This window comes from Ruegeria lacuscaerulensis (assembly GCF_013034745.1).
Classification (GTDB): domain Bacteria; phylum Pseudomonadota; class Alphaproteobacteria; order Rhodobacterales; family Rhodobacteraceae; genus Ruegeria; species Ruegeria lacuscaerulensis_B.
Genome location: NZ_WQGP01000010.1, coordinates 153684 through 172956, shown reverse-complemented (window position 1 = coordinate 172956; position 19273 = coordinate 153684). Strand labels below are relative to the sequence as shown.

At 60.4% G+C, this 19273-nt stretch carries 24 protein-coding genes; 17 read left to right on the top strand and 7 right to left on the bottom strand.

Annotated features, from left to right (window positions below):
- The first annotated feature begins 47 nt into the window (after positions 1-47).
- Genes serB through GOV79_RS19260 form a run of 4 tightly spaced genes read left to right on the top strand, consistent with a single transcriptional unit; the run spans position 48 to position 2072 of the window.
- The gene (gene serB / locus GOV79_RS19275) at positions 48-926 is read left to right on the top strand and encodes a phosphoserine phosphatase SerB (protein ID WP_170791329.1); all 879 of its coding nucleotides are present in this window, start codon (positions 48-50) and stop codon (positions 924-926) included.
- A gap of 46 nt (positions 927-972) precedes the next feature.
- Positions 973-1302: an ArsR/SmtB family transcription factor gene (locus tag GOV79_RS19270; RefSeq protein WP_170791327.1), complete on the top strand. Its 330-nt coding sequence runs from the start codon at positions 973-975 to the stop codon at positions 1300-1302.
- Positions 1290-1718, top strand: a complete 429-nt coding sequence (locus GOV79_RS19265) for an SRPBCC family protein (protein WP_170774929.1) — start codon at positions 1290-1292, stop codon at positions 1716-1718. The genes GOV79_RS19270 and GOV79_RS19265 overlap by 13 nt, the downstream gene beginning before the upstream one ends.
- A gap of 33 nt (positions 1719-1751) precedes the next feature.
- Entirely contained in the window at positions 1752-2072 is a 321-nt protein-coding gene (locus GOV79_RS19260; protein WP_170791324.1) for a YciI family protein, read from the top strand.
- A gap of 3 nt (positions 2073-2075) precedes the next feature.
- Here GOV79_RS19260 and GOV79_RS19255 read toward each other — a convergent pair whose 3' ends face one another.
- Entirely contained in the window at positions 2076-3074 is a 999-nt protein-coding gene (locus GOV79_RS19255) for an asparaginase (RefSeq protein WP_170791323.1), read from the bottom strand.
- Between the two features lie 178 nt (positions 3075-3252).
- Here GOV79_RS19255 and GOV79_RS19250 point away from each other — a divergent pair, with 178 nt between their 5' ends.
- The 5 genes from GOV79_RS19250 to GOV79_RS19230 all read left to right on the top strand — a co-directional run bounded on the left by GOV79_RS19250 (position 3253) and on the right by GOV79_RS19230 (position 6744).
- Positions 3253-3786, top strand: a complete 534-nt coding sequence (locus GOV79_RS19250) for an invasion associated locus B family protein (RefSeq protein WP_170791321.1) — start codon at positions 3253-3255, stop codon at positions 3784-3786.
- Between the two features lie 172 nt (positions 3787-3958).
- Complete coding sequence (locus GOV79_RS19245; protein WP_170791319.1) at positions 3959-4126, top strand: hypothetical protein; 168 nt, start codon at positions 3959-3961, stop codon at positions 4124-4126.
- 110 nt (positions 4127-4236) lie between these two features.
- Positions 4237-4614, top strand: coding sequence for a lysozyme inhibitor LprI family protein (locus GOV79_RS19240; RefSeq protein WP_170791317.1), 378 nt, complete (start codon positions 4237-4239; stop codon positions 4612-4614).
- A 79-nt stretch (positions 4615-4693) separates the two neighbouring features.
- The gene (gene rlmN / locus GOV79_RS19235) at positions 4694-5881 is read left to right on the top strand and encodes a dual-specificity RNA methyltransferase RlmN (protein ID WP_170791314.1); all 1188 of its coding nucleotides are present in this window, start codon (positions 4694-4696) and stop codon (positions 5879-5881) included.
- A 299-nt stretch (positions 5882-6180) separates the two neighbouring features.
- Entirely contained in the window at positions 6181-6744 is a 564-nt protein-coding gene (locus tag GOV79_RS19230) for a cytochrome P460 family protein (protein WP_331252768.1), read from the top strand.
- Between the two features lie 6 nt (positions 6745-6750).
- Here the strand turns inward: GOV79_RS19230 and GOV79_RS19225 are convergent, their stop codons facing one another.
- Both GOV79_RS19225 and GOV79_RS19220 read right to left on the bottom strand, forming a co-directional pair.
- Positions 6751-7092 (bottom strand): hypothetical protein, encoded by a 342-nt coding sequence (locus GOV79_RS19225; protein ID WP_170774914.1) that lies wholly within the window; start codon positions 7090-7092, stop codon positions 6751-6753.
- Positions 7089-8006 (bottom strand): DnaJ C-terminal domain-containing protein, encoded by a 918-nt coding sequence (locus tag GOV79_RS19220; RefSeq protein WP_170791310.1) that lies wholly within the window; start codon positions 8004-8006, stop codon positions 7089-7091. The genes GOV79_RS19225 and GOV79_RS19220 overlap by 4 nt, the downstream gene beginning before the upstream one ends.
- Before the next feature lie 154 nt (positions 8007-8160).
- Between GOV79_RS19220 and GOV79_RS19215 the strand changes: the two genes are divergently transcribed.
- Positions 8161-8544, top strand: coding sequence for a hypothetical protein (locus GOV79_RS19215; RefSeq protein WP_170783117.1), 384 nt, complete (start codon positions 8161-8163; stop codon positions 8542-8544).
- On the opposite strand, the gene GOV79_RS19210 is transcribed toward GOV79_RS19215, so the two are convergent.
- On the bottom strand, positions 8545-9642 hold the full coding sequence (locus GOV79_RS19210) for a cystathionine gamma-lyase (protein ID WP_170791308.1): 1098 nt from the start codon (positions 9640-9642) through the stop codon (positions 8545-8547).
- A gap of 3 nt (positions 9643-9645) precedes the next feature.
- Positions 9646-10488 (bottom strand): LOG family protein, encoded by an 843-nt coding sequence (locus GOV79_RS19205; protein ID WP_170791306.1) that lies wholly within the window; start codon positions 10486-10488, stop codon positions 9646-9648.
- 79 nt (positions 10489-10567) lie between these two features.
- Here GOV79_RS19205 and GOV79_RS19200 point away from each other — a divergent pair, with 79 nt between their 5' ends.
- The 3 genes from GOV79_RS19200 to dapD all read left to right on the top strand — a co-directional run bounded on the left by GOV79_RS19200 (position 10568) and on the right by dapD (position 13078).
- A complete protein-coding gene (locus GOV79_RS19200) occupies positions 10568-11479 on the top strand; it encodes a threonine/serine dehydratase (RefSeq protein WP_170791305.1) in 912 nt (303 codons plus the stop codon).
- Positions 11480-11523: 44 nt separating this feature from the next.
- The gene (locus tag GOV79_RS19195; RefSeq protein ID WP_170791303.1) at positions 11524-12123 is read left to right on the top strand and encodes a GntR family transcriptional regulator; all 600 of its coding nucleotides are present in this window, start codon (positions 11524-11526) and stop codon (positions 12121-12123) included.
- Between the two features lie 127 nt (positions 12124-12250).
- Positions 12251-13078: a 2,3,4,5-tetrahydropyridine-2,6-dicarboxylate N-succinyltransferase gene (gene dapD / locus GOV79_RS19190; protein ID WP_170783112.1), complete on the top strand. Its 828-nt coding sequence runs from the start codon at positions 12251-12253 to the stop codon at positions 13076-13078.
- A gap of 51 nt (positions 13079-13129) precedes the next feature.
- Here the strand turns inward: dapD and GOV79_RS19185 are convergent, their stop codons facing one another.
- Positions 13130-13465 carry a cupin domain-containing protein gene (locus tag GOV79_RS19185; protein ID WP_170791301.1) on the bottom strand — a complete coding sequence of 112 codons (336 nt, stop codon included), beginning with the start codon at positions 13463-13465 and terminating at the stop codon, positions 13130-13132.
- Positions 13466-13560: 95 nt separating this feature from the next.
- Between GOV79_RS19185 and GOV79_RS19180 the strand changes: the two genes are divergently transcribed.
- Positions 13561-13905, top strand: coding sequence for a DUF8846 family protein (locus GOV79_RS19180; protein WP_170775019.1), 345 nt, complete (start codon positions 13561-13563; stop codon positions 13903-13905).
- Here GOV79_RS19180 and GOV79_RS19175 read toward each other — a convergent pair.
- Complete coding sequence (locus GOV79_RS19175) at positions 13902-14960, bottom strand: transporter substrate-binding domain-containing protein (protein WP_170791299.1); 1059 nt, start codon at positions 14958-14960, stop codon at positions 13902-13904. The genes GOV79_RS19180 and GOV79_RS19175 overlap by 4 nt on opposite strands.
- A 207-nt stretch (positions 14961-15167) precedes the next feature.
- Here GOV79_RS19175 and dapE point away from each other — a divergent pair, with 207 nt between their 5' ends.
- The 3 genes from dapE to rnr are packed head-to-tail and all read left to right on the top strand — an operon-like array spanning position 15168 to position 19191.
- Positions 15168-16307, top strand: coding sequence for a succinyl-diaminopimelate desuccinylase (gene dapE / locus GOV79_RS19170; RefSeq protein WP_170791297.1), 1140 nt, complete (start codon positions 15168-15170; stop codon positions 16305-16307).
- A gap of 1 nt (position 16308) precedes the next feature.
- Positions 16309-16884, top strand: a complete 576-nt coding sequence (locus tag GOV79_RS19165) for a TIGR04282 family arsenosugar biosynthesis glycosyltransferase (protein WP_170791295.1) — start codon at positions 16309-16311, stop codon at positions 16882-16884.
- 48 nt (positions 16885-16932) lie between these two features.
- Positions 16933-19191, top strand: a complete 2259-nt coding sequence (gene rnr / locus GOV79_RS19160; RefSeq protein WP_170791293.1) for a ribonuclease R — start codon at positions 16933-16935, stop codon at positions 19189-19191.
- Positions 19192-19273 lie beyond the last annotated feature (82 nt).

Genomic DNA, 19273 nt, shown 5'->3' with positions numbered 1-19273 from the left:
ATGCTGCACCTGCGATATCCCGCAGGTGAGCTTGCCGGAGATTGAAGATGTACGTTGCCACCCTTTTGACTAACCCTGACAAAAATGCGCTGGAACAGACTCTGGTCGACTCCCTGCGTAACGCCTGGGGCGGCGGCGATGTGCAGTGGTTGAGCCCGGATGAGGCCGCAGAGTTTTCTCTGGCGGGCCTGCCGGACAATCAGTGGGACGTGTGGGCCGATTTGCAGAACATGGGTGTCGATCTGGTGGTCCAACCCGCCGAAGGACGGCGCAAGAAGATGCTGCTGGCCGATATGGACAGCACCATGATTCAGCAGGAATGCATCGACGAACTGGCCGATGAGGCGGGCGTTGGCGAGCGCGTCAAGGACATCACCGCGCGGGCCATGAACGGTGAGCTGGGCTTCGAGGGCGCTCTGACCGAGCGTGTCGGGTTGCTGAAAGGTTTGGACGAGGCCGTGATCGACAAGGTGCTAGCCGAGCGTATTACCCTGATGCCCGGCGGCAAGGAACTTGTTGGGACCATGCGGGCGAATGGCGGGTATTCCGCATTGGTCTCGGGCGGGTTCACGGCGTTTACAGCCAAGGTCGGGGCCGAGCTGGGCTTTGATGAGAACCGCGCCAACACGCTGCTGGCCGAGGGCGGTAAGCTGACCGGCGATGTCGGGCGCCCCATTCTGGGACGTCAGGCCAAGGTGGATGCTCTGGAGCAGATTACCGTGCGGTTGGGTCTGTCCGAATCGGATGTGATCGCCGTGGGCGATGGCGCGAATGATCTGGGTATGCTGGGACGGGCCGGAACCGGGGTGGCGCTGCATGCGAAACCTTCGGTCGCGGAACAGTGTGAGGTGCGGGTAAACCACGGAGATCTCACGGCTTTGTTGTTCCTGCAAGGCTATGCACGATCTGAGTTTGCGGCCCGCTAGCACGGCGCGGCTTTCTTTTATTTAACAAAAATGTTAAACAATGGTCATGAACACTCTTCTGGCCACATTTTCCGCGTTGTCTGACGCCACACGGTTCTCGATCGTCGAGCAGCTTATGCAGGATGGCGAATTGCCCGCCGGAGACCTGATCGAAGGACGCGGCATGTCCGGCGCCGCGATCTCGCGCCATTTGAAACTGCTGCGCGAGGCGGGGCTGATAAATCAGCGCGTGCAGGGCAGCCAGCGGATGTATTCGATCCGCCCCGAGGGGCTGCGCGCGATTGCGGAGTGGACCATCTCGAAACGTCAATTCTGGGAAAGCAGCCTGGACCGTCTGGGTGATGCAATCGAAAAGGAGACCTCATGGCCGATTTGAAACTGGAGCGCGCTTACCCGCTTGCACCGGACGATCTGTATGCGTGGATCAGCACCCCCGACAAGCTTCTGCAGTGGTGGGGACCCGAAGGGATGCATGTGCCCGAGCACAACCTGGATTTCTCTCGCACGGGTCCGTGGTATTCGGTGATGCAAAATGGCGAAGGGCAGCGGTTTAAGGTTTCGGGTCATGTGACGCATGTCGATCCGCCCAAATCGGTTGGGTTCACATGGGGCTGGCATGACGATCAGGACCAGCGCGGAGCCGAAAGCCATGTGATGTTGGTGGTCGAGGCAGCAGAAGAGGGTGCAAAGTTGATCATCGACCACCGCGAGTTGGGCGATGACGAAATCGCAGCGAACCACACCAAAGGCTGGACGTCGACGCTGAACAAGCTGGCCGCACAGCTGGCCTAGTTTTTCATCACGAAGGCATAAGGGAGGAAATAAATGCCACAGTTTCTATTTGTCTATCACGGTGGTCATACCCCGACCGACCCCGCTGAAATCGAAGCGACCATGGCCGCCTGGGGCGCTTGGTTTGGCGGAATGGGCGAGGCACTGGACATCCCCGGAAACCCGGTTGGCCAGTCTTACACCGTCAGCAGCAGCGGTGTTGTTGACAATGGCGGCGCCAATCCGGCCTCGGGCTTTACAGTTGTCAAAGCCGAAAGCATGGATGCTGCGACCGACATGGCCAAAGGTTGCCCGATGGTTGTCAACGGGTCCGGCTCGGTCGAAGTGGCCGAGATTCACGAGATTGAGATGTAGCCTTTAGCTGGGGAACCCCGGCGCGGGTTTGATCACGCCGCATTCCAACCCTCGACGGCTGTATTGCGTGGCGTTCAGAAATTTGCGGGTGGCCGGGTGGTCGGCCTCCAGCACGCCCAAGCTGACCAGAACCGCGGCAATGGCGCATTCGCTGGCGCGGGTGGTGCCGTCGGTGATCTTCAATGCCACGCCCATGCGTTTTTCGGGTAGGATTGCGATGAACACAGCCTCGGCACCGGTTTTGATGGCAACGCGACCACCCATGGCGCGCATCAGTTCGGTGCAGGCGCGGGTTTCACCGGCGACCAGCTCGGGGTGTTTCATCATTGCGGCCGTCAGCTGTTGCGCCGCGTCGCTGGCCCGGTCCGACCGATCCGCGGCGCTGGCAAACCACGCCATCGAACGCGCCAACCCGACCAGCGAGGTCGCAAAGTTCGGGGCCGAGCAGCCGTCGATGCCGTAGGCGGGGCTGGTCTCGCCCGTTGTTTCCTCAAGCGCGGACAGGCAGGCCTGTTGTACGGGGTGGTCGATTTCCAGATATTCCGGTCCGGCGCCCATATGCTGAGCAACGGTCAGAAACCCGCAATGCTTGCCCGAACAGTTATTGTGAATCTGACATGGCGTGTCATCGGCTAATATTAACCCGTCGCGCGCAGCCATGTCCTGTGGCTCTTGCGGGCCACAGCGAAGATCGGGTTCCGCCAGACCCAGGTGGTCCAACCAGGCTGAGACGCGATCAGTATGAATATGCGCTCCACTGTGCGAGGCACAGGCCAGTGCAAGATGTTCCGAGGTCAGCCCGTATTTCGCCGCTGCACCCGAAGTGATCAGAGGCAGCCCCTGAATCATCTTGGCCGAGGATCGCGGATAGATCACAGCGTTCGGATTCCCCCAACTTTTAACGATCTGGCCGGTATCGTCGCAGATCACTGCATGCCCAAGATGTAGGCTTTCCAACAGCGGTCCGCGCCACAGTTCTGTCATTGGTACGGCTTGTGTCATTAGGACATTCCTTAACATGCGCAAAATTCTGCCAATCGCTCTTTCGCCTGTGGCGAAACCTGCGTTACAGTGTGTATGTCGGCAATCATCGGAAGACGCAACGTACAGACGGATCAGGCAGGGTCCGCACGCATTTCCGGTGGGTATGAGGTAATGGGTCGAGCTAGGAGGCTGGACGATGGGATCAAAGCTTGTCCGCGTGATCGCGGGCCTGTGCATAGCAGGAATGGCAACAACGGCAACTGCACAACAGGCGACGAGCACGAACAGGGTGGCAGCCAAAACGGACTGGAGCGTCTTCGTCGAGGATGACCCGACTGAATGCTGGAGCGTTTCCGCCCCCAAGGAAACCGTGAACACCCGCGGTGGGCGGGTCGTGTCGGTACGGCGCAGCGACATTCTGCTGTTCGTGTTCTACCGCCCCAACGCCGAGGTCAAAGGGCAGGTGACGTTCACGGGCGGCTATCCATTTGCACCGGGATCGACTGTCAATCTTGATATCGACGGCACCAAGTTTGAGCTGATCACCGAAGGTGAATGGGCGTGGCCCGCAACCGAAGGTGAAGACCTGAAGGTGGTCGCAGCCATGAAGCGCGGGACCGAGGCCGTCCTGACGGCGCGCTCGGAGCGTGGGACGCAGACCAAGGACACGTTCTCGCTGCTGGGGTTCACCGCTGCGATTGAAGACGCCGAGACGCGCTGCACCAACTAGACTGGGCATTTGCCTGATCGCTGCCCCGCCAGTCTGGCGGGGTTTTTGCGTTGTGGCAGGGCATTGTGCAGCGTTCTGGAGGCGGCATTCGTATTCGAAATTTGATTCCAGTCAAAGAAATGAATGCAAATATCTGCATGTATAAAGCTCTGAACTAGGGAAGGAGCCCGACATGCAAACGAAATCACTCACCGCTCTCTTGATGATGGTCGCCCTTATCCTGAGTGCTTGCGAGAAAGAGGCCGACACATATCCGGTCACGGGCGAGCAATGCGGGCCGGATGATCCGGTTAAAACGCTGGACGCAACGGATTGCAATATCGTGCCACCGGGCATTTGACGCATGCGGGTCCCATCGTGGCACGGCCATGTCGTCGTGTCTGGGGCTTCGACGCTTTGGGGTAAAACCGGGCCTGTGCTAGTATTGGGCAACCAATAGGGGGCTGCCCGATGCGCTTTGCATTTTTGATTTTGTTTCTGTCTTCCGCTGCCAGTGCTGATCCAACTCTAGAATGTCTGGATGCTGGTTCTCAGATAGAGATTGGCGCATGCGTGGGCGCGATGGAGGACCGCGTCAATCAGGCGATAGATGCAAGCTACAACATTGCCATGCAATCGGCCAAAGAACTGGATGATGTTACCGGACGTGTTGTGGCAGTGCCCGCGTTGGACAGCGCGCAGACCGCGTGGCTGGCTTACCGCGATGCCCAATGCGAGGCTGTTGGCGCGTCGTTCGGTGGTGGGTCAGGTACCGGCATTGGCATTACCGCCTGTCGGGTAGAGTTGGGCCGGGCACGTGTGGACGAATTGCTGCGCTACGCGAATTAAACGCGACGATTTCTTTTGATCTTTGCGCTAGGTCCTATATAGAGGCGCATCCCAAGCCAGAATCCGTTGAGATAGCCCCATGTCGCCCAAAGCGCCGATCACTCAAGACGTCATGACCATCCCGCGCAAGCTGCCCGAGGGGAAGGTTAACCTTGTCGGTCTGACTCGCGACCAATTGCGCAAGACGCTGGTCGCACATGGCACGCCCGAGAAACAGGCCAAGATGCGCACCGGGCAGATCTGGCAGTGGATCTATCAATGGGGTGTTCGCGATTTTGCGCAGATGACGAACCTCGCCAAAGCCTATCGGGCCCAACTGGCCGAGAGCTTTGTGATCGAAATTCCCGAGGTCGTAACACGGCAGGTGTCCGAGGATGGCACCCGAAAATACCTGTGCCGCATCGCCGGCGGGCACGAGGTTGAGGTAGTCTATATCCCCGAGGACGATCGCGGCACGCTGTGTATTTCCTCGCAAGTGGGCTGCACGCTGACCTGTTCTTTCTGCCATACAGGCACACAGAAACTGGTGCGCAATCTGACCGCGGCCGAGATCGTGGGTCAGGTGATGATGGCTCGCGATGATCTGGGCGAATGGCCCACTCCCGGTGCGCCCAAAGACGAAACGCGCCTGCTGTCGAACATCGTATTGATGGGCATGGGCGAGCCGCTTTACAATTTCGACAACGTGCGCGACGCGATGAAGATCGCCATGGACCCAGAGGGAATTTCCCTGTCCCGCCGTCGGATTACGCTTTCGACCAGCGGTGTGGTGCCCGAGATTGCCCGAACGGCGGAAGAAATCGGCTGCCTGCTGGCGATCTCGTTCCACGCCACTACGGATGAGACCCGCGACGTGCTGGTGCCGATCAACAAGCGCTGGAATATCGAAGAGCTGCTACACGCACTGGCCAGCTATCCCAAGGCGTCTAATTCGGAGCGGATCACGTTCGAATACGTGATGCTGGATGGAGTCAATGACAGCGACGCCGACGCGCATAGGTTGATTGACCATATCAAGCGCCACAACATCCCGGCCAAGATCAACCTGATCCCGTTCAACGAATGGCCAGGCGCGCCTTATAAGCGCAGCTCGAACAACCGGATCCGGGCGTTTGCGAATATCATCTATCAGGCGGGTTATGCCTCCCCCATCCGCAAAACGCGGGGCGAGGACATCATGGCAGCCTGTGGTCAGTTGAAATCCGCAACCGAGCGTGCGCGCAAGTCGCGCAAGCAAATTGCAGCCGAAGCGGGCCTCGACGGATAGTAAGCATAAAATTTGATCGCCCCGTAAACAGATTTAATGCGTCTGCGTCTGTCTATTGCATGCGTTTTTTGGTATGTTTGCCAGGTCAAAACTTGGGTACTGCGCTCACATCCATGCACAATGGGGTGAGAGTCGAGTGCCCCGTGATGGCGAGAAGACCCATGGCCGCTATCTAATAGCCACTCACAAGACGTGCGGCGTTTCTGTGAACCGAATTGAACAGATAGGCCATATGAATGTTTGTGCAATTGATACGACAAAATCGCAAAATTCTATTGGGGTTAGGATTGGCAGGCTTGGTGGCGACCGGAGTCGCGGCCCAGTCGAATGGTGAAAACGCGCATCTTGCGATCGAAAACCCGGCGGATCTAACCAAGGAAGAGGCGCTGAGTATCTATGCCTCATTACAGCGCCGGATGGCGCGGGGATACGCCGCCGCGCAGATGGATGAGCTGCGAAATTATCAGAGCTGGCCTTTGTTCAACGATGCGCCCTATATCTCGGAAACCCATGGCAGGCGGTTCGTAAACAGCTATGCCAACCGGATGGCGCACAATTACGGCACGCTGCAACCGGGTGAAAAGCTGCCTTTGGGGTCGGTGTTGGCCAAGGACAGCATGACTGTCACGGATGAGGGCAACACCCATCCCGGCGCCTTGTTCGTGATGGAGAAACTGGCTGAAGGCGCCAGCCCGGATACGGCAGATTGGCGCTATATCATGGTGATGCCGGACGGGTCGGTCTTTGGCGACACGATGGGCGACCGCGCCAGCGCCGTGTCTTATTGCCACGATTGTCACGAGGCCGTGGCGGATAGGGACTATACATTCTACGTGCCCGAAGAATATCTGGTGCAGAACTGAGCTTTCCTATCGCCCGAACCGGGCGGTGCCGATCACGTCGATCAGGCTTTGCCTGACGGGCTCGGGCTGCGATTCGACGGCGTTCAGCACCTCGCGCAGTTCGGCGCGCAACCCGTGCATCTGGTCGATCAGCGAGATCATCATCGACAGTGCATCTGCTTCCATCTCGTACTGGTCGTGTAACTCGCAGGCCAGCTCTAGTCGGGCCACGTCAAGGCTATGATAGACCAGCCCTTGTTCGGTGCTTTCAGGGATCACGATTTCGGCGGCCAGATACTCGGTCAACCGGGCTGAGGTCAGGCGAGTCACGGTTGCGATCACTTCGGATTCGGTCAGGGTGCGGGTCATGACGGCATTCCTTTGCGAGGATCATAGCGGTGTGTGTCACGCCACGTTTCCATGAAAGCCTTTAGGTCATCGTCGATCTGGTCCGGCATGGCGACGGTCAATTCGATCAGTTGGTCGCCCCGGTCGGAAGAGCCGCGTTTTTTGACCCCTTTGCCCCGCAACCGCAAGGTTTTGCCGCAGCTGGTGCCGGGCGGCACGCTGACGTTGACGCCGCCGTCAATAGTTGGCGCGGGGACTTTGCCGCCCAGAACAGCCTCGTCAATGGTGATGGGCAGGGTAATGTGGATGTCATCACCCTGACGTTCAAACACCGGATGAGGTGCGACTGTCACGGTGACCAGAGCATCACCTGCAGGCCCGTCGCCAAACCCGGGATCCCCCTTGCCGCGAAGTCGGATGGTTTGGCCGTCTGTAATGCCTGCCGGGATCTTAACCTCGATCCGGTCGCCGTCAGGCAATGTCAGTTTCTGGCTGGCGCCAAACACAGCGTCCAGAAAGCTGATCTGCAGGCTGTAGCTGCGGTTATGCCCCGGCGCATGGAACCCCTGACTGCGTTGACCATAGTTGGCGCGCCCGCGCATGAATTCGGCGAAGATGTCCGACATATCGTCCGGGTCTGCCGCGCGCCCGCGATAGGGGTTTCCGGCAGCCTCGGCATAGTCACGATAGTAATGTTGTTGCGGACGCTCCTGGCCCGAGGCGTCAATCTCACCCCGATCGTATTGCGCCCGTTTCTCGGGGTCTTTCAGCAGATCATAAGCGGCGGCTGCGGCTTTGAATTTTGCCTCGGCCTCGGCGTCGCCGGGTTTCAGATCGGGGTGACAGTCCTTGGCGATACGCCGATAGGCTTTCTTGATCTCGGCGTCGCTGGCATCCTTGGCAACACCTAAAACGGTATAGGGATCGTCGCTCATCTCACCTCTCGTCGGTGGGGGTCTGACCTTGATACTTGGGTTTTATCATGCGATTTCAAAGACCCAAAAGAAAGAGGCTTTTGAAATACCTCGCTAAATCGCTTAATCCTGCTAATATCTGCATGTTTTGAATTGATTGCTGACGGAGACTTTAATGACGCGCAGACTCAAGTCCGTTCTGGCCCTGCTGGCTGGGAATGCCATCGGGTTGCTGCTGGCGGCGATCTTGCTGCCTGAATTTGCGATCCGGCCGATCTCGTTCATCGTGGTGGTGATCGTTTTCACGCTTATTCAATGGGTCGCCGAGCCACTGATCCTGAAACTGGGCGCAAAGCGCGCGCCTGCAATCAAGGGCGGTATCGCGTTGATCGTGACCTTTGTCGGGTTGCTGCTGACCGATCTGATCACAAATGGTCTGACTGTGGGCGGTATTTCGAACCTGCTGGCCGCAACCTTGCTGGTCTGGCTGGGGGCGTTGATCGCCAGCATCGTGCTGCCGATCTATGTGTTCACTGAACTGCGCGAGCCCAAGAAGTAATCACAGCGCGTTAAGGCTGGCGTTGATCGCCTGCCACAACTCCTTGACCGGTTCACACCCGACCGAGAGACGGATGAAGGCCGGGTCCACATCGTCGCCCCAGCGCGCGCGGCGTTCGGCTGAACTGTGGACGCCTCCGAAGGATGTGGCAGGACGAAGCATCGGGCAGGCGTTGATGAAGGTTTCGGCTTTGTCTTCACTGTCCAGCGTGATCGACAACAGAAACCCGAACCGCGTTGTCTGCGCTTTGGCCAGCGCGTGCGCGGGGTCAGAGGGCAGACCGGGATAGCGGATAGCTTTCACCGCAGGGTGATCCGCTAGCCGCTCGGCCAGTACCTGCGCCGAGGCGCACATCCGGTCGAACCGCACATCCAGCGTCTCTAGCCCGCGATGCAGCAGCCATGCCTCATGCGGGCCGGGGATCGCGCCAGAGACTTTGCGCCATTCCTCGACCCGCTCCATGATCTGCGGATTGCGGCTGGAGACATGGCCCATCAGCAGGTCGGAATGCCCACCCATCGCCTTGGTGTCCGAGGCGACAACCACATCCACGCCCAGATCCAGCGGGCGCTGGCCCAGCGGGGTCATGGTGGTGTTGTCAGCAATCGTGATCCCTCCGACTGCGCGTACTGCTTGTGCAATCGCGGGCAAGTCCATCATGTCCAGACCGGGGTTCGAGGGACTTTCGACAAAGACCACATCGAACCCCTCAAACCCGCCCTCAGTGAAACCGGTCGTGGGGCGTTCGGTGACGGACACACCCAGACCCGACAGGAACCGATCCGCCAGCACGCGGGTGACATAGTAGCCGTCGGACGGGATCAGGATGCGCGACCCGGCCTTGATGGTGGCAAACAAAGCGGCCGAGATCGCCCCCATGCCCGAGGGGAACACGAGGCAGAGCGCGTCCTCCAGATGGGCCAGAACATGTTCCAGATGCACCCATGTGGGGTTGTCGACGCGGCCATAGGTTGCCAAACCGTCCGGCGCGCCGGGCAGGTGGTACATGCTGCTTTGGGTCAGCGGCAGCGCCACAGGGTCGCCTGCATTCAGGGCATTGCCGCGCAGGTGCAGCATCTCTCCGGGTTTGGGGGCCATCTCTCAGCGCCCCGGAATGTCGTCGCGGGGTGGGGCGGGTTCCCAGTTCTCGATGATGTCGACAGCCTCTTGCGCGGTGTCGACAAAACGGAACAGGTCCAGATCTTCTTCCGAGATGGTGCCCGCATCCGCCAGTGCCTCCCAGTTGATGACCTTTTCCCAGAACTCTCGGCCAAACAGCAGGAAGGGCACGCGGTCCATCCGGCCGGTCTGGATCAAAGTCAGGGATTCAAACAGCTCATCCATGGTGCCAAAGCCGCCGGGGAAGATGGTGATGGCCCGGGCGCGCATCAGGAAATGCATCTTGCGGATGGCGAAATAGTGGAAGTTGAAGCTGAGTTCGGGCGTCACATAAAGGTTCGGCGCCTGTTCATGCGGCAGCACGATGTTCAGCCCGATGGAACAGCCGCCCGCGTCCTGCGCGCCGCGATTGCCAGCCTCCATCACGCCGGGGCCACCGCCGGTGACAATGACATTCTCGCGACAGCCTGTCTGGTTCGACTTCTCGGTCATCAACCGGGCAAATTCACGTGCTTCGTCATAATACTCAGACAAGTCAGCCAGAGTTTTCGTGCGCGCATTGTGTTTTTGCGACGGTTCCGGGATGCGCGCGCCGCCGAACATGACGATGGTCGAGGTGATCTGACGTTCGCTCATGATCATCTCGGGCTTAAGCAGCTCCAATTGCAGGCGCACCGGGCGTAGCTCATCGCGGCACAGGAACTCATCATCGGCAAAGGCAAGGCGATAGGCGGGCGAGCGTGTCTGCGGCGTGTCCGGCACCTCGCTCGCGGTCGAGCGGTCGGTCTGCGCGTCGCGGAACGGGCTGTGGCGGTCTTCTCTCATATGTGAGGTTTCCCTGCTTGCGTGTTTGCAAAACAGCTATAGGGTTCGCGGTCAGAGCGCCAGTCACGGAAGTACAAGAATGAATTGGAAGAACGAAATTTCAGCAGCCGCAGACCGGATCGCTGGGTACGCACAGGTTACACCCGTGGTGGAAAGCCGCGTTCCGGGCTACCCGATTGAGTTGAAGCTGGAGCACATGCAGCACACTGGCAGCTTCAAAGCGCGTGGGGCGTTTAATACGTTGCTCAGCATGGATGTTCCCGCGGCCGGTGTCGTGGCCGCATCGGGTGGCAATCACGGGGCAGCGGCGGCCTATGCGGCGCAGACGCTGGGCTATCCGGCCAAGATTTTCGTACCTGAACTGGCGGGTCCGTCCAAAATCGCATTGATCGAACAAACGGGAGCGGACCTGAGTGTTGTGTCTGGCGAATACGCGAACGCGCTTACGGCGGCGCAAGATCATGAGGCGCAGACCGGCGCGATGCAGATCCACGCCTATGACGCGCCGGGCACCGTCGCCGGACAGGGCACGTGTTTCGCCGAATGGGAGGCTCAGGGTCTGCAAGCCGACACAGTTTTGGTCGCCGTTGGCGGCGGAGGGCTGATTGCTGGGGCGCTGGCGTGGTTGCAGGATGCGCGCAAGGTCGTGGCGGTCGAGCCCGAGACCTCATGCGCTTTGAATGCCGCGTTGCAGGCCGGGGAGCCGGTCGATGTCTCAGTCTCGGGCATTGCTGCCAATGCGCTGGGCGCGCGGCGGATCGGATCGATTTGTTTTGGTCTGGCGCAGGGCATGACCTCAGTCTTGGTCAGCGATGCGGCCATTGCCGACGCGCAAAAGCGGCTTTGGCAAGCGCATCGGATTCTGGTCGAACCGGCAGGTGCTGCGGCTTTGGCGGCGTTGATCTCTGGCGCGTATAAGCCCGCGCCGGGGGAAAAAGTGGCCGTGCTGGTGTGCGGGGGCAATATTTCACCCGACCCGCTGATGGGCTGAGAATGCGGCTTGTGATCTGCAGGGTCGGATTTTATCTATAATCCATGAGCGCGACCATTGCCGACACCATTTACGACAACCTAAGCCAGCAGATCATAACTGGCGCACTGACCGCCGGGGAAAAGCTGCGTCAGGATCATATTGCACGGGCCTTTGACACCAGTCATGTGCCGGTGCGCGAGGCCTTGCTACGGTTGCAGGCCCATGGGCTGGCCAAAAGCGAACCCCGTCGTGGAATGCGCGTAACAGCGCTGGACCCGGTTGAGATGCGCGAAGTGATCGAGATGCGCGTCGCGCTGGAGCCTCTGGCGCTGCAATACGCGGTACAGAACCTGACACCTAATGCCCTGGTACGTGCAGAAGAGGCGCGACTTGCCTGTGATGCGGCTGAAACCATGCCGGAATGGGAAGCCAGGAACCGCGCCTTTCATCGTGCCATTCTGACGCCCTGCGGGTTGCCGCGTTTGCTGCGTACAATCGACGATCTGCACATCGCCAGCGCGCGCTATCTGTTCGCGCATTGGCGGCCGAAATGGGAGCAGCGGGTCGACAGCGACCACGCCGCGCTGATGCAGGCGATCCAGAAGAAAGACACGGCAGGGGCAGTTTCAATTTTGGTGCGTCATATCAGGCGGGCAAGCTAGACGGCCCGCAAAACACCGCAGTCTCGATGTCCTGACGTAAACGCACCCGCCTTCGTCGCATTGCGTCATTGTTTTCGGCTGCGTATAGGCAACACCAACGTGAACAGATTCGTCAGGGAGCCCCGAAATGTCCAACGCGCAACTGGAAGCCGCCATCGAAGCCGCATGGGAGGCACGCGATACCATCACCCCCGCCACCACCGGCGAAACACGCGAGGCCATCGAAGACACGCTGAACGCGCTGGACAGCGGCACGCTGCGTGTTGCTGAAAAGCTGGACAGTGGCGACTGGCACGTGAACCAGTGGGCCAAGAAAGCGGTCTTGCTGGGCTTCCGCATCAAGGACATGGAAATCCAGACCGGTGGCCCACAGGCCGGTGGCTGGTGGGACAAGGTGGACAGCAAGTTCGCCGGTTGGGGTGAGAACCAGTGGAAAGCCGCAGGCTTCCGCGCCGTGCCCAACTGTGTGGTCCGCAAATCAGCCTACATCGCGCCCGGCGCGGTTCTGATGCCGTCTTTCGTGAACCTCGGCGCCTACGTTGACGAAGGCACGATGGTCGACACGTGGGCCACCGTCGGGTCCTGCGCGCAGATCGGCAAGAACGTCCACCTGTCGGGCGGCGTCGGCATTGGTGGCGTGTTGGAGCCGATGCAGGCCGGCCCGACCATCATCGAAGACAACTGCTTTATCGGAGCCCGGTCGGAAGTGGTCGAGGGCTGCATCGTCCGCGAAGGCTCGGTTCTGGGCATGGGCGTGTTCATCGGCAAATCAACCAAGATCGTCGACCGCGAAACCGGTGAGGTCACCTACGGCGAAGTGCCGCCCTATTCGGTGGTCGTTGCTGGCTCCATGCCGACCAAGAACAACATCAGCCTCTATTGCGCTGTGATCGTGAAGCGGGTGGACGAAAAGACCCGCTCGAAAACCGGGATCAATGAACTGCTGCGCGACTAAACCCCGCGCCAGTCGAATACAGGCCGCAGCCCCGCGCTGCGGCCTTTATTGTTAGCCCTTGACCGGATAGCGGTCGGCTTCCTCGAACACGTCGATCACCCGCGACCCGGCCTTAATCTTACCGCCATGTTCCACACCTGAAGGGATCGAGTAACTGTCGCCGGGTCGGTAGATGCGTGTCTCATCCCCGATGGTCAATTCGATCTCGCCTTCAATGACCGTGCCCCATTGCGCCTTGTGCGAATGCATGGGCAGTTCGAAGTCTTGCAAAAAGGTAAAAAATGCCACCAAACCGGCGTCCGAGCGGATCACGGCGGATTGTACCACGTCCTCGGGGAACGGGACGTCGAGGCTGGGAAAATTGGTAATGAAATCTGGATAGGTCATATGGCCCCCTCTTGGCTGATGGCGTCACTATGGCCAGATGCCCGCCCTCATGCAATCGCTTGACCGGACAGGGGCGCGCAGCTATGGCCCCCAACATGGAAAAGCAAAAGAAACCCTCCCGTCAGCAAGTTTACACTCTGCTTGTGCAGATCGGCCGCAAAGAAGGCGATGGCCTGCCCGAAGGCGCGACCGGGGCGGCGTTGATGTGCTTTGCCAGCGGTGTGGATGAGGCCGAGGCGGTGCGCGAAACAGTAGCGATCCTGAAACAAGCCGACACCGCGCCTTTGGACGTGACCGGCTATGGCACATTGGCCGAGCGCGAAGCGCAGGGCCATGACATCGACCCGGATGAGCGCGCCCTGATGCAACGTGCGCTGGACGAGAACGCGGTCATTGTTGCTCAGATGACGCCGTTTTTCGGGGATGAAGACGCGGTCTAGTTCCGCGCGCCGAACCACTTTCGGTAAATCTCGTCATAGGTGCCGTCTTCGCGCAGGGCCAGCAGTGCCTGATTGACGTCTTCCACCAAGGGCGAGCCGGTCGGGAAAACGATCCCGTAGTTTTCGCGCAGGAAAATACCGCCGGTCATCGAAGCGAACCTGCGACCCTGATGCGTGGCATAGTAGGACAGGATTGGGGCATCGAACACGACGGCGTCCAGATCCTCGGCTTCGAACGCGGCCAGTAAGGGATCAAGACTGTCATAGCCTGCAAACTCGATCTCGCGCCGGTTCAGGAAACTGGCAGCGGTCGAGCCCGAGATCGTGCCGACCTGCTTGCCATAAAGGTCATTGACCGAATTCACGTTGCCGCTGATCGCATCCACCGTCATGACCGAGGTGATGCGCGCGGTGAACACCGAAACGATGAACAGGGACGACACCACCAGCACCACGCCCAGCAGGCGGCCAAAGGGGGTGCGCGGCATCCGTTCCTCGAACCCGCCATTCACGACTAGATTAAGCGCCCACCAGAAGGACGGAAACCATGCCTCATCTAGCTTGCGGTCGAAATAGGGCTGCGAGCGGCGCTCGAACACCCACATCAGCATCCCTCCGCCCAGTAGGATTGCAAAGGCCAGCCCGATGGCGATGAACAGCTCAATCGACAGCAAGGCTTGCAGCAGAGACGGGCGTCGCACCGCGTCCGAGGGAACCATGATCTGCAAACCGGCCTCGAAAATCGGTTGGCTGAAATCCATCTGCGTTTCACGCGCGGCGGTGATCGAGATATTGGCGATGGCCAGATCAGACGTGCCGTCTTGCACCGCAACCAGCATGTCGCCGAAGCCGTCCACGCGGTCGATCTCGTAGTCCCAGCTCAGGGCCTCGGCCAAAGCAGCCAGCAGGTCCATCGAGAATCCCACATCCGCCCCATCCTCGACATATGAGAACGGAGGACGGGTCACGGTGGTGACCGACAATGTCTGCGCCTGGCTTTGCTGTGCGAGAACCGCGAAAGTCAGGCAGATCCATGTGACAAGAATGCGAGTCATCAAAATTACCTGTTTCGCGGCCCTGTAACGCGAATTTATCGGGTGGGACAAGGTGGTCGCTGGGTCACACCTGATGTTTTGTTGGGGTATCACCCCGAGAGTTCTGTCAAAAAACGAGGTGAAGTGGCCGACTCAGGGGTTGGCAATTGGGCCAATTCGTTGAATCTGTGCGCGAACCTGCGTGTGAGGAATGGGAAAGGGGCAAAGATGACAGACCCGGTAGAGTTGACGGCGGAGCTGATTCGTTGCCCATCGGTCACACCCGAGGAGGGCGGAGCGCTGGTTCTGCTGGAAAATCTGCTGTCCGGCGCAGGCTTTGACTGTACCCGCGTAGATCGCGGTGGGGTCAGCAACCTATTCGCCCGTTGGGGCGACAAGTCGCATCCGCGTAGTTTTGGTTTTAACGGCCATACCGATGTTGTTCCCGTCGGCGATGAGGCCGCATGGACCACGCCGCCCTTCGGGGCGCAGGTGAAAGACGGTGTGATGTACGGGCGTGGCACCACGGATATGAAGTCCGGCGTGGCGGCCTTCGCTGCTGCCGCGGTTGATTTCGTGCGCGACACACCCCCCGATGGGGCCGTGATCCTGACCATTACAGGCGATGAAGAGGGCGACGCGCTGGACGGCACGACCGCCCTGCTGGACTATATGAACAGCGCCGGGGAAAAGATGTCGGTTTGTCTGGTTGGTGAGCCGACCTGCCCGAACACAATGGGCGAGATGATGAAGATCGGGCGGCGTGGCTCGATGAATATCTGGTTCACCGTGACCGGGGTGCAGGGCCACGCGGCCTATCCGCACCGCGCCAAGAACCCGATGCCCGCAATGGCGCGGCTGATGGACCGGTTGGCCAGCCACGAGTTGGATCAGGGTACGGACCATTTCGACGCCTCAACACTGGCCGTGGTGACGATCGACACGGGCAACTCGGCAACAAACGTGATCCCCGCGCAATCTACAGGGGCTGTGAATATCCGGTTCAATGATCTGCATTCCGGGGCCAGCCTCAACGATTGGTTGCGGGCCGAGGCCGCTGCCGTGGCCGATGAGTTCGGGGTTGAGATCGACCTGCGCATCAAGATCTCGGGCGAGAGCTTTTTGACCCCGCCGGGGCCCCTGTCCGCACTGGTCGCCAAGGCGGTTGAGGCGGAAACCGGTGTGGTGCCCGAGATGTCGACCACGGGCGGTACCTCGGACGCGCGATTTGTGAAGAACCACTGCCCGGTGGTGGAATTCGGCCTTGTGGGCCGCACGATGCATCAGGTGGACGAATGCGTCGAGGTAGCCCAGATCGAACAGCTCAAGGCGATTTATACGCGCATCCTGCGGGACTATTTCGCCTGAGATGCAGCGCACCCTTGTGATCATGGTCAAAGAGCCGCGACCGGGTCGGGTGAAAACCCGGCTGGGTCGGGATATCGGCATGGTTGGTGCAGCGTGGTGGTTTCGCCATCAGACCCGAAACCTGATCCGGCGGCTGCGCGACCCGCGCTGGCAGATCGTGCTCGCGGTTTCGCCCGACCGCGAAGGGCTGACCAGCCGCATCTGGCCCACCGACCTGCCGCGCGCAGCGCAAGGGCGGGGAGATCTGGGTGACCGGATGGGGCGAATGTTGCGCGGGATGCCGCCTGGGCCGGTCTGTCTGATCGGGGCGGATATTCCGGGCATCACGCGTAGCCATATTGCCCGCGCGTTCACAGCGCTTGGCGGAGCGCAGATGGTGTTCGGCCCTGCGCCCGATGGCGGGTATTGGCTGGTGGGCGCGCAAAGATACGGTGCGCTGCCCGACGGTCTATTTAGCAATGTGCGCTGGTCCACCGAACATGCGCTGGCGGATACGCTGGCATCGATCCCCGGCGCGCGGGTGTCGCTGCAGGACCCGTTGCGTGATGTGGACACGGTGGCGGATCTGAAACCCTGATCCGTTTTTGGTCATGACGCCGTCGCACGCCCGTGTTACGCCAAATATATGAGTCGCATACCCACCAAGCAGGAGGTCCTTGACTGGATCTCGGCGAACCCCACCCTGACCTCGAAACGCGATATCGCCAAAGCCTTTGGGATCAAGGGGGCGGCGCGGATCGATCTGAAACGCATCCTGCGCGAGCTTGAGGCCGACGGCCATCTGGAAAAACGCAAGCGCAGCTATGGCGACCCCGATCGTCTGCCGCCGGTCAGTGTGTTGCAGGTCAAGGCTCCGAACGCCGATGGCGACCTGTTCGCGCGCCCTTTGGAGTGGCATGGCGAAGGGGTCGAACCCATCGTGATGCTGATCACCCGCGCCAGTGACCCGGCGCTGGGCGAGGGCGACCGGATTCTGGCCCGCCTGACCGTGGTGCATGAGGAAGACCACAATTACGAGGCCCGCCTGATCCGCCGCATTGGCACCAACCCGCGCAAGATCGTCGGTATCTTTCGCAAAGGGGCCGAAGGCGGGCGGATCGTGCCCATCGACAAAGCGGGCCAGAATGAATGGCTGGTCCCAGATGGTGCGGTGCATGGCGCCAAGGATGGTGAGTTGGTCGAGGCCGAACAGGCCGGGCCCAAGAACCGCATGGGCCTGCCCCGTGCCCGCATCGTGGAACGATTGGGTGATCCAACCGCGCCCAAGGCGGTCTCGCTGATTGCAATCCACCAGCACGGTATCCCTGACGACTTCCCGGACAAGGTGATCGCCGAGGCTGACAAGACCAAACCCGTCGGTCTGAAGGGCCGTGAGGACCTGCGGGATATGCCGCTGCTGACCATCGACCCCTCAGATGCGCGCGATCATGACGACGCGTGCTATGCGCATGCGGACGATGATCCGAGGAACCCCGGCGGTCATGTGATCTGGGTCGCCATTGCCGATGTCGCCGCCTATGTGCAGCCTGGAACCGCACTGGATCGCGAGGCACGCAAGCGCGGCAATTCCAGCTATTTCCCCGACCGCGTGGTACCGATGCTGCCGGACCGCCTGTCGGGCGACCTGTGCTCGCTGCACGAAGGCGTCCCGCGCGCCTGTATCGCCGTTCGGATGCAGATCGACTCCGAAGGCAACAAGATCGGTCATCGCTTTGTGCGGGGATTGATGCGCTCGGCTGCGTCGCTGCACTATGCTGAAGTGCAGGAGGCCATCGACGGGTCGCCGAATGATCGCACCGGCCCACTGTTAGAGACAGTTCTGAAGCCGCTCTATGCCGCTTATGCCGCGTTGAAATCCGCGCGTGCGGTGCGACAGCCATTGGAGCTGGACCTGCCCGAACGCAAGATCGTCCTCAGCGACACCGGCGAAGTGACCAGCGTGGCGTTTCGCGACCGGCTGGATGCTCATAAGTTGATCGAAGAGTTCATGATCCTCGCCAACGTGGCTGCTGCTGAGACGCTGATTGCCAAACGCCGCCCGCTGCTGTTCCGCGTCCACGAAGAACCCGCGCCCGAGAAACTGGAGAGCCTGCGGGAAACGGCTCAGGCTGCCGGTTTGAACCTTGCGAAAGGGCAGGTGCTGCAAACCCGCCACCTCAACGCGCTGCTGAACGCCGCTGCTGGAACCGAAGATGCGGAGTTGATCAACCTGACGACCCTGCGGTCGATGGCACAGGCCTATTACAACCCCGAAAACTTCGGCCATTTCGGTCTGGCGCTGCGGAACTATGCACATTTCACCTCGCCTATCCGCCGCTATGCGGACCTGATCGTGCATCGCGCGCTGATCTCGGCCCATGGCTGGGACAAGGATGGGCTGACCGAAGATGAAATCGCGCGGCTGGACGAAACCGCCACCCATATCTCGGACACCGAGCGGCGTTCGATGATGGCCGAGCGTGACACAACCGACCGCTATCTGGCCGCCTATCTGAGCGAGCGGGTGGGCAATGAATTCACCGGCCGCATCAGCGGCATCGCGCGGTTCGGGGCCTTTGTGAAGATGGACGAAACCGGCGCTGATGGGTTGGTGCCCGTGCGATCCTTGGGGCGTGAGTTTTTTCATTTCGACCGCGAGGCCGGGACGCTGATGGGATCAGACACCGGGCTGATTATCGCCATCGGCCAACGCGTCACGGTGCGCCTGACTGAGGCGACGCCGGTTACGGGCGGGTTGGAGCTGGAGTTGCTGTCCATCGACGATCAGGCCCTGCCGCGTGGGCGAGGTCCGGTGAAACGCGGCGCGCGGCGAAAGGCGCTCAGCAACAAGCGAAAGAAAGACAAGATCAAGCGCAAGGTCGAACGCAAGCGCCGGCAGAAGTAGGCGCCCTGGCCGGGCCTCAGGTCACGAACCGGTGCCGTCAGCATGCGTTCGCTGGGCAAAACACGGCGCATCGGTCTTTTGC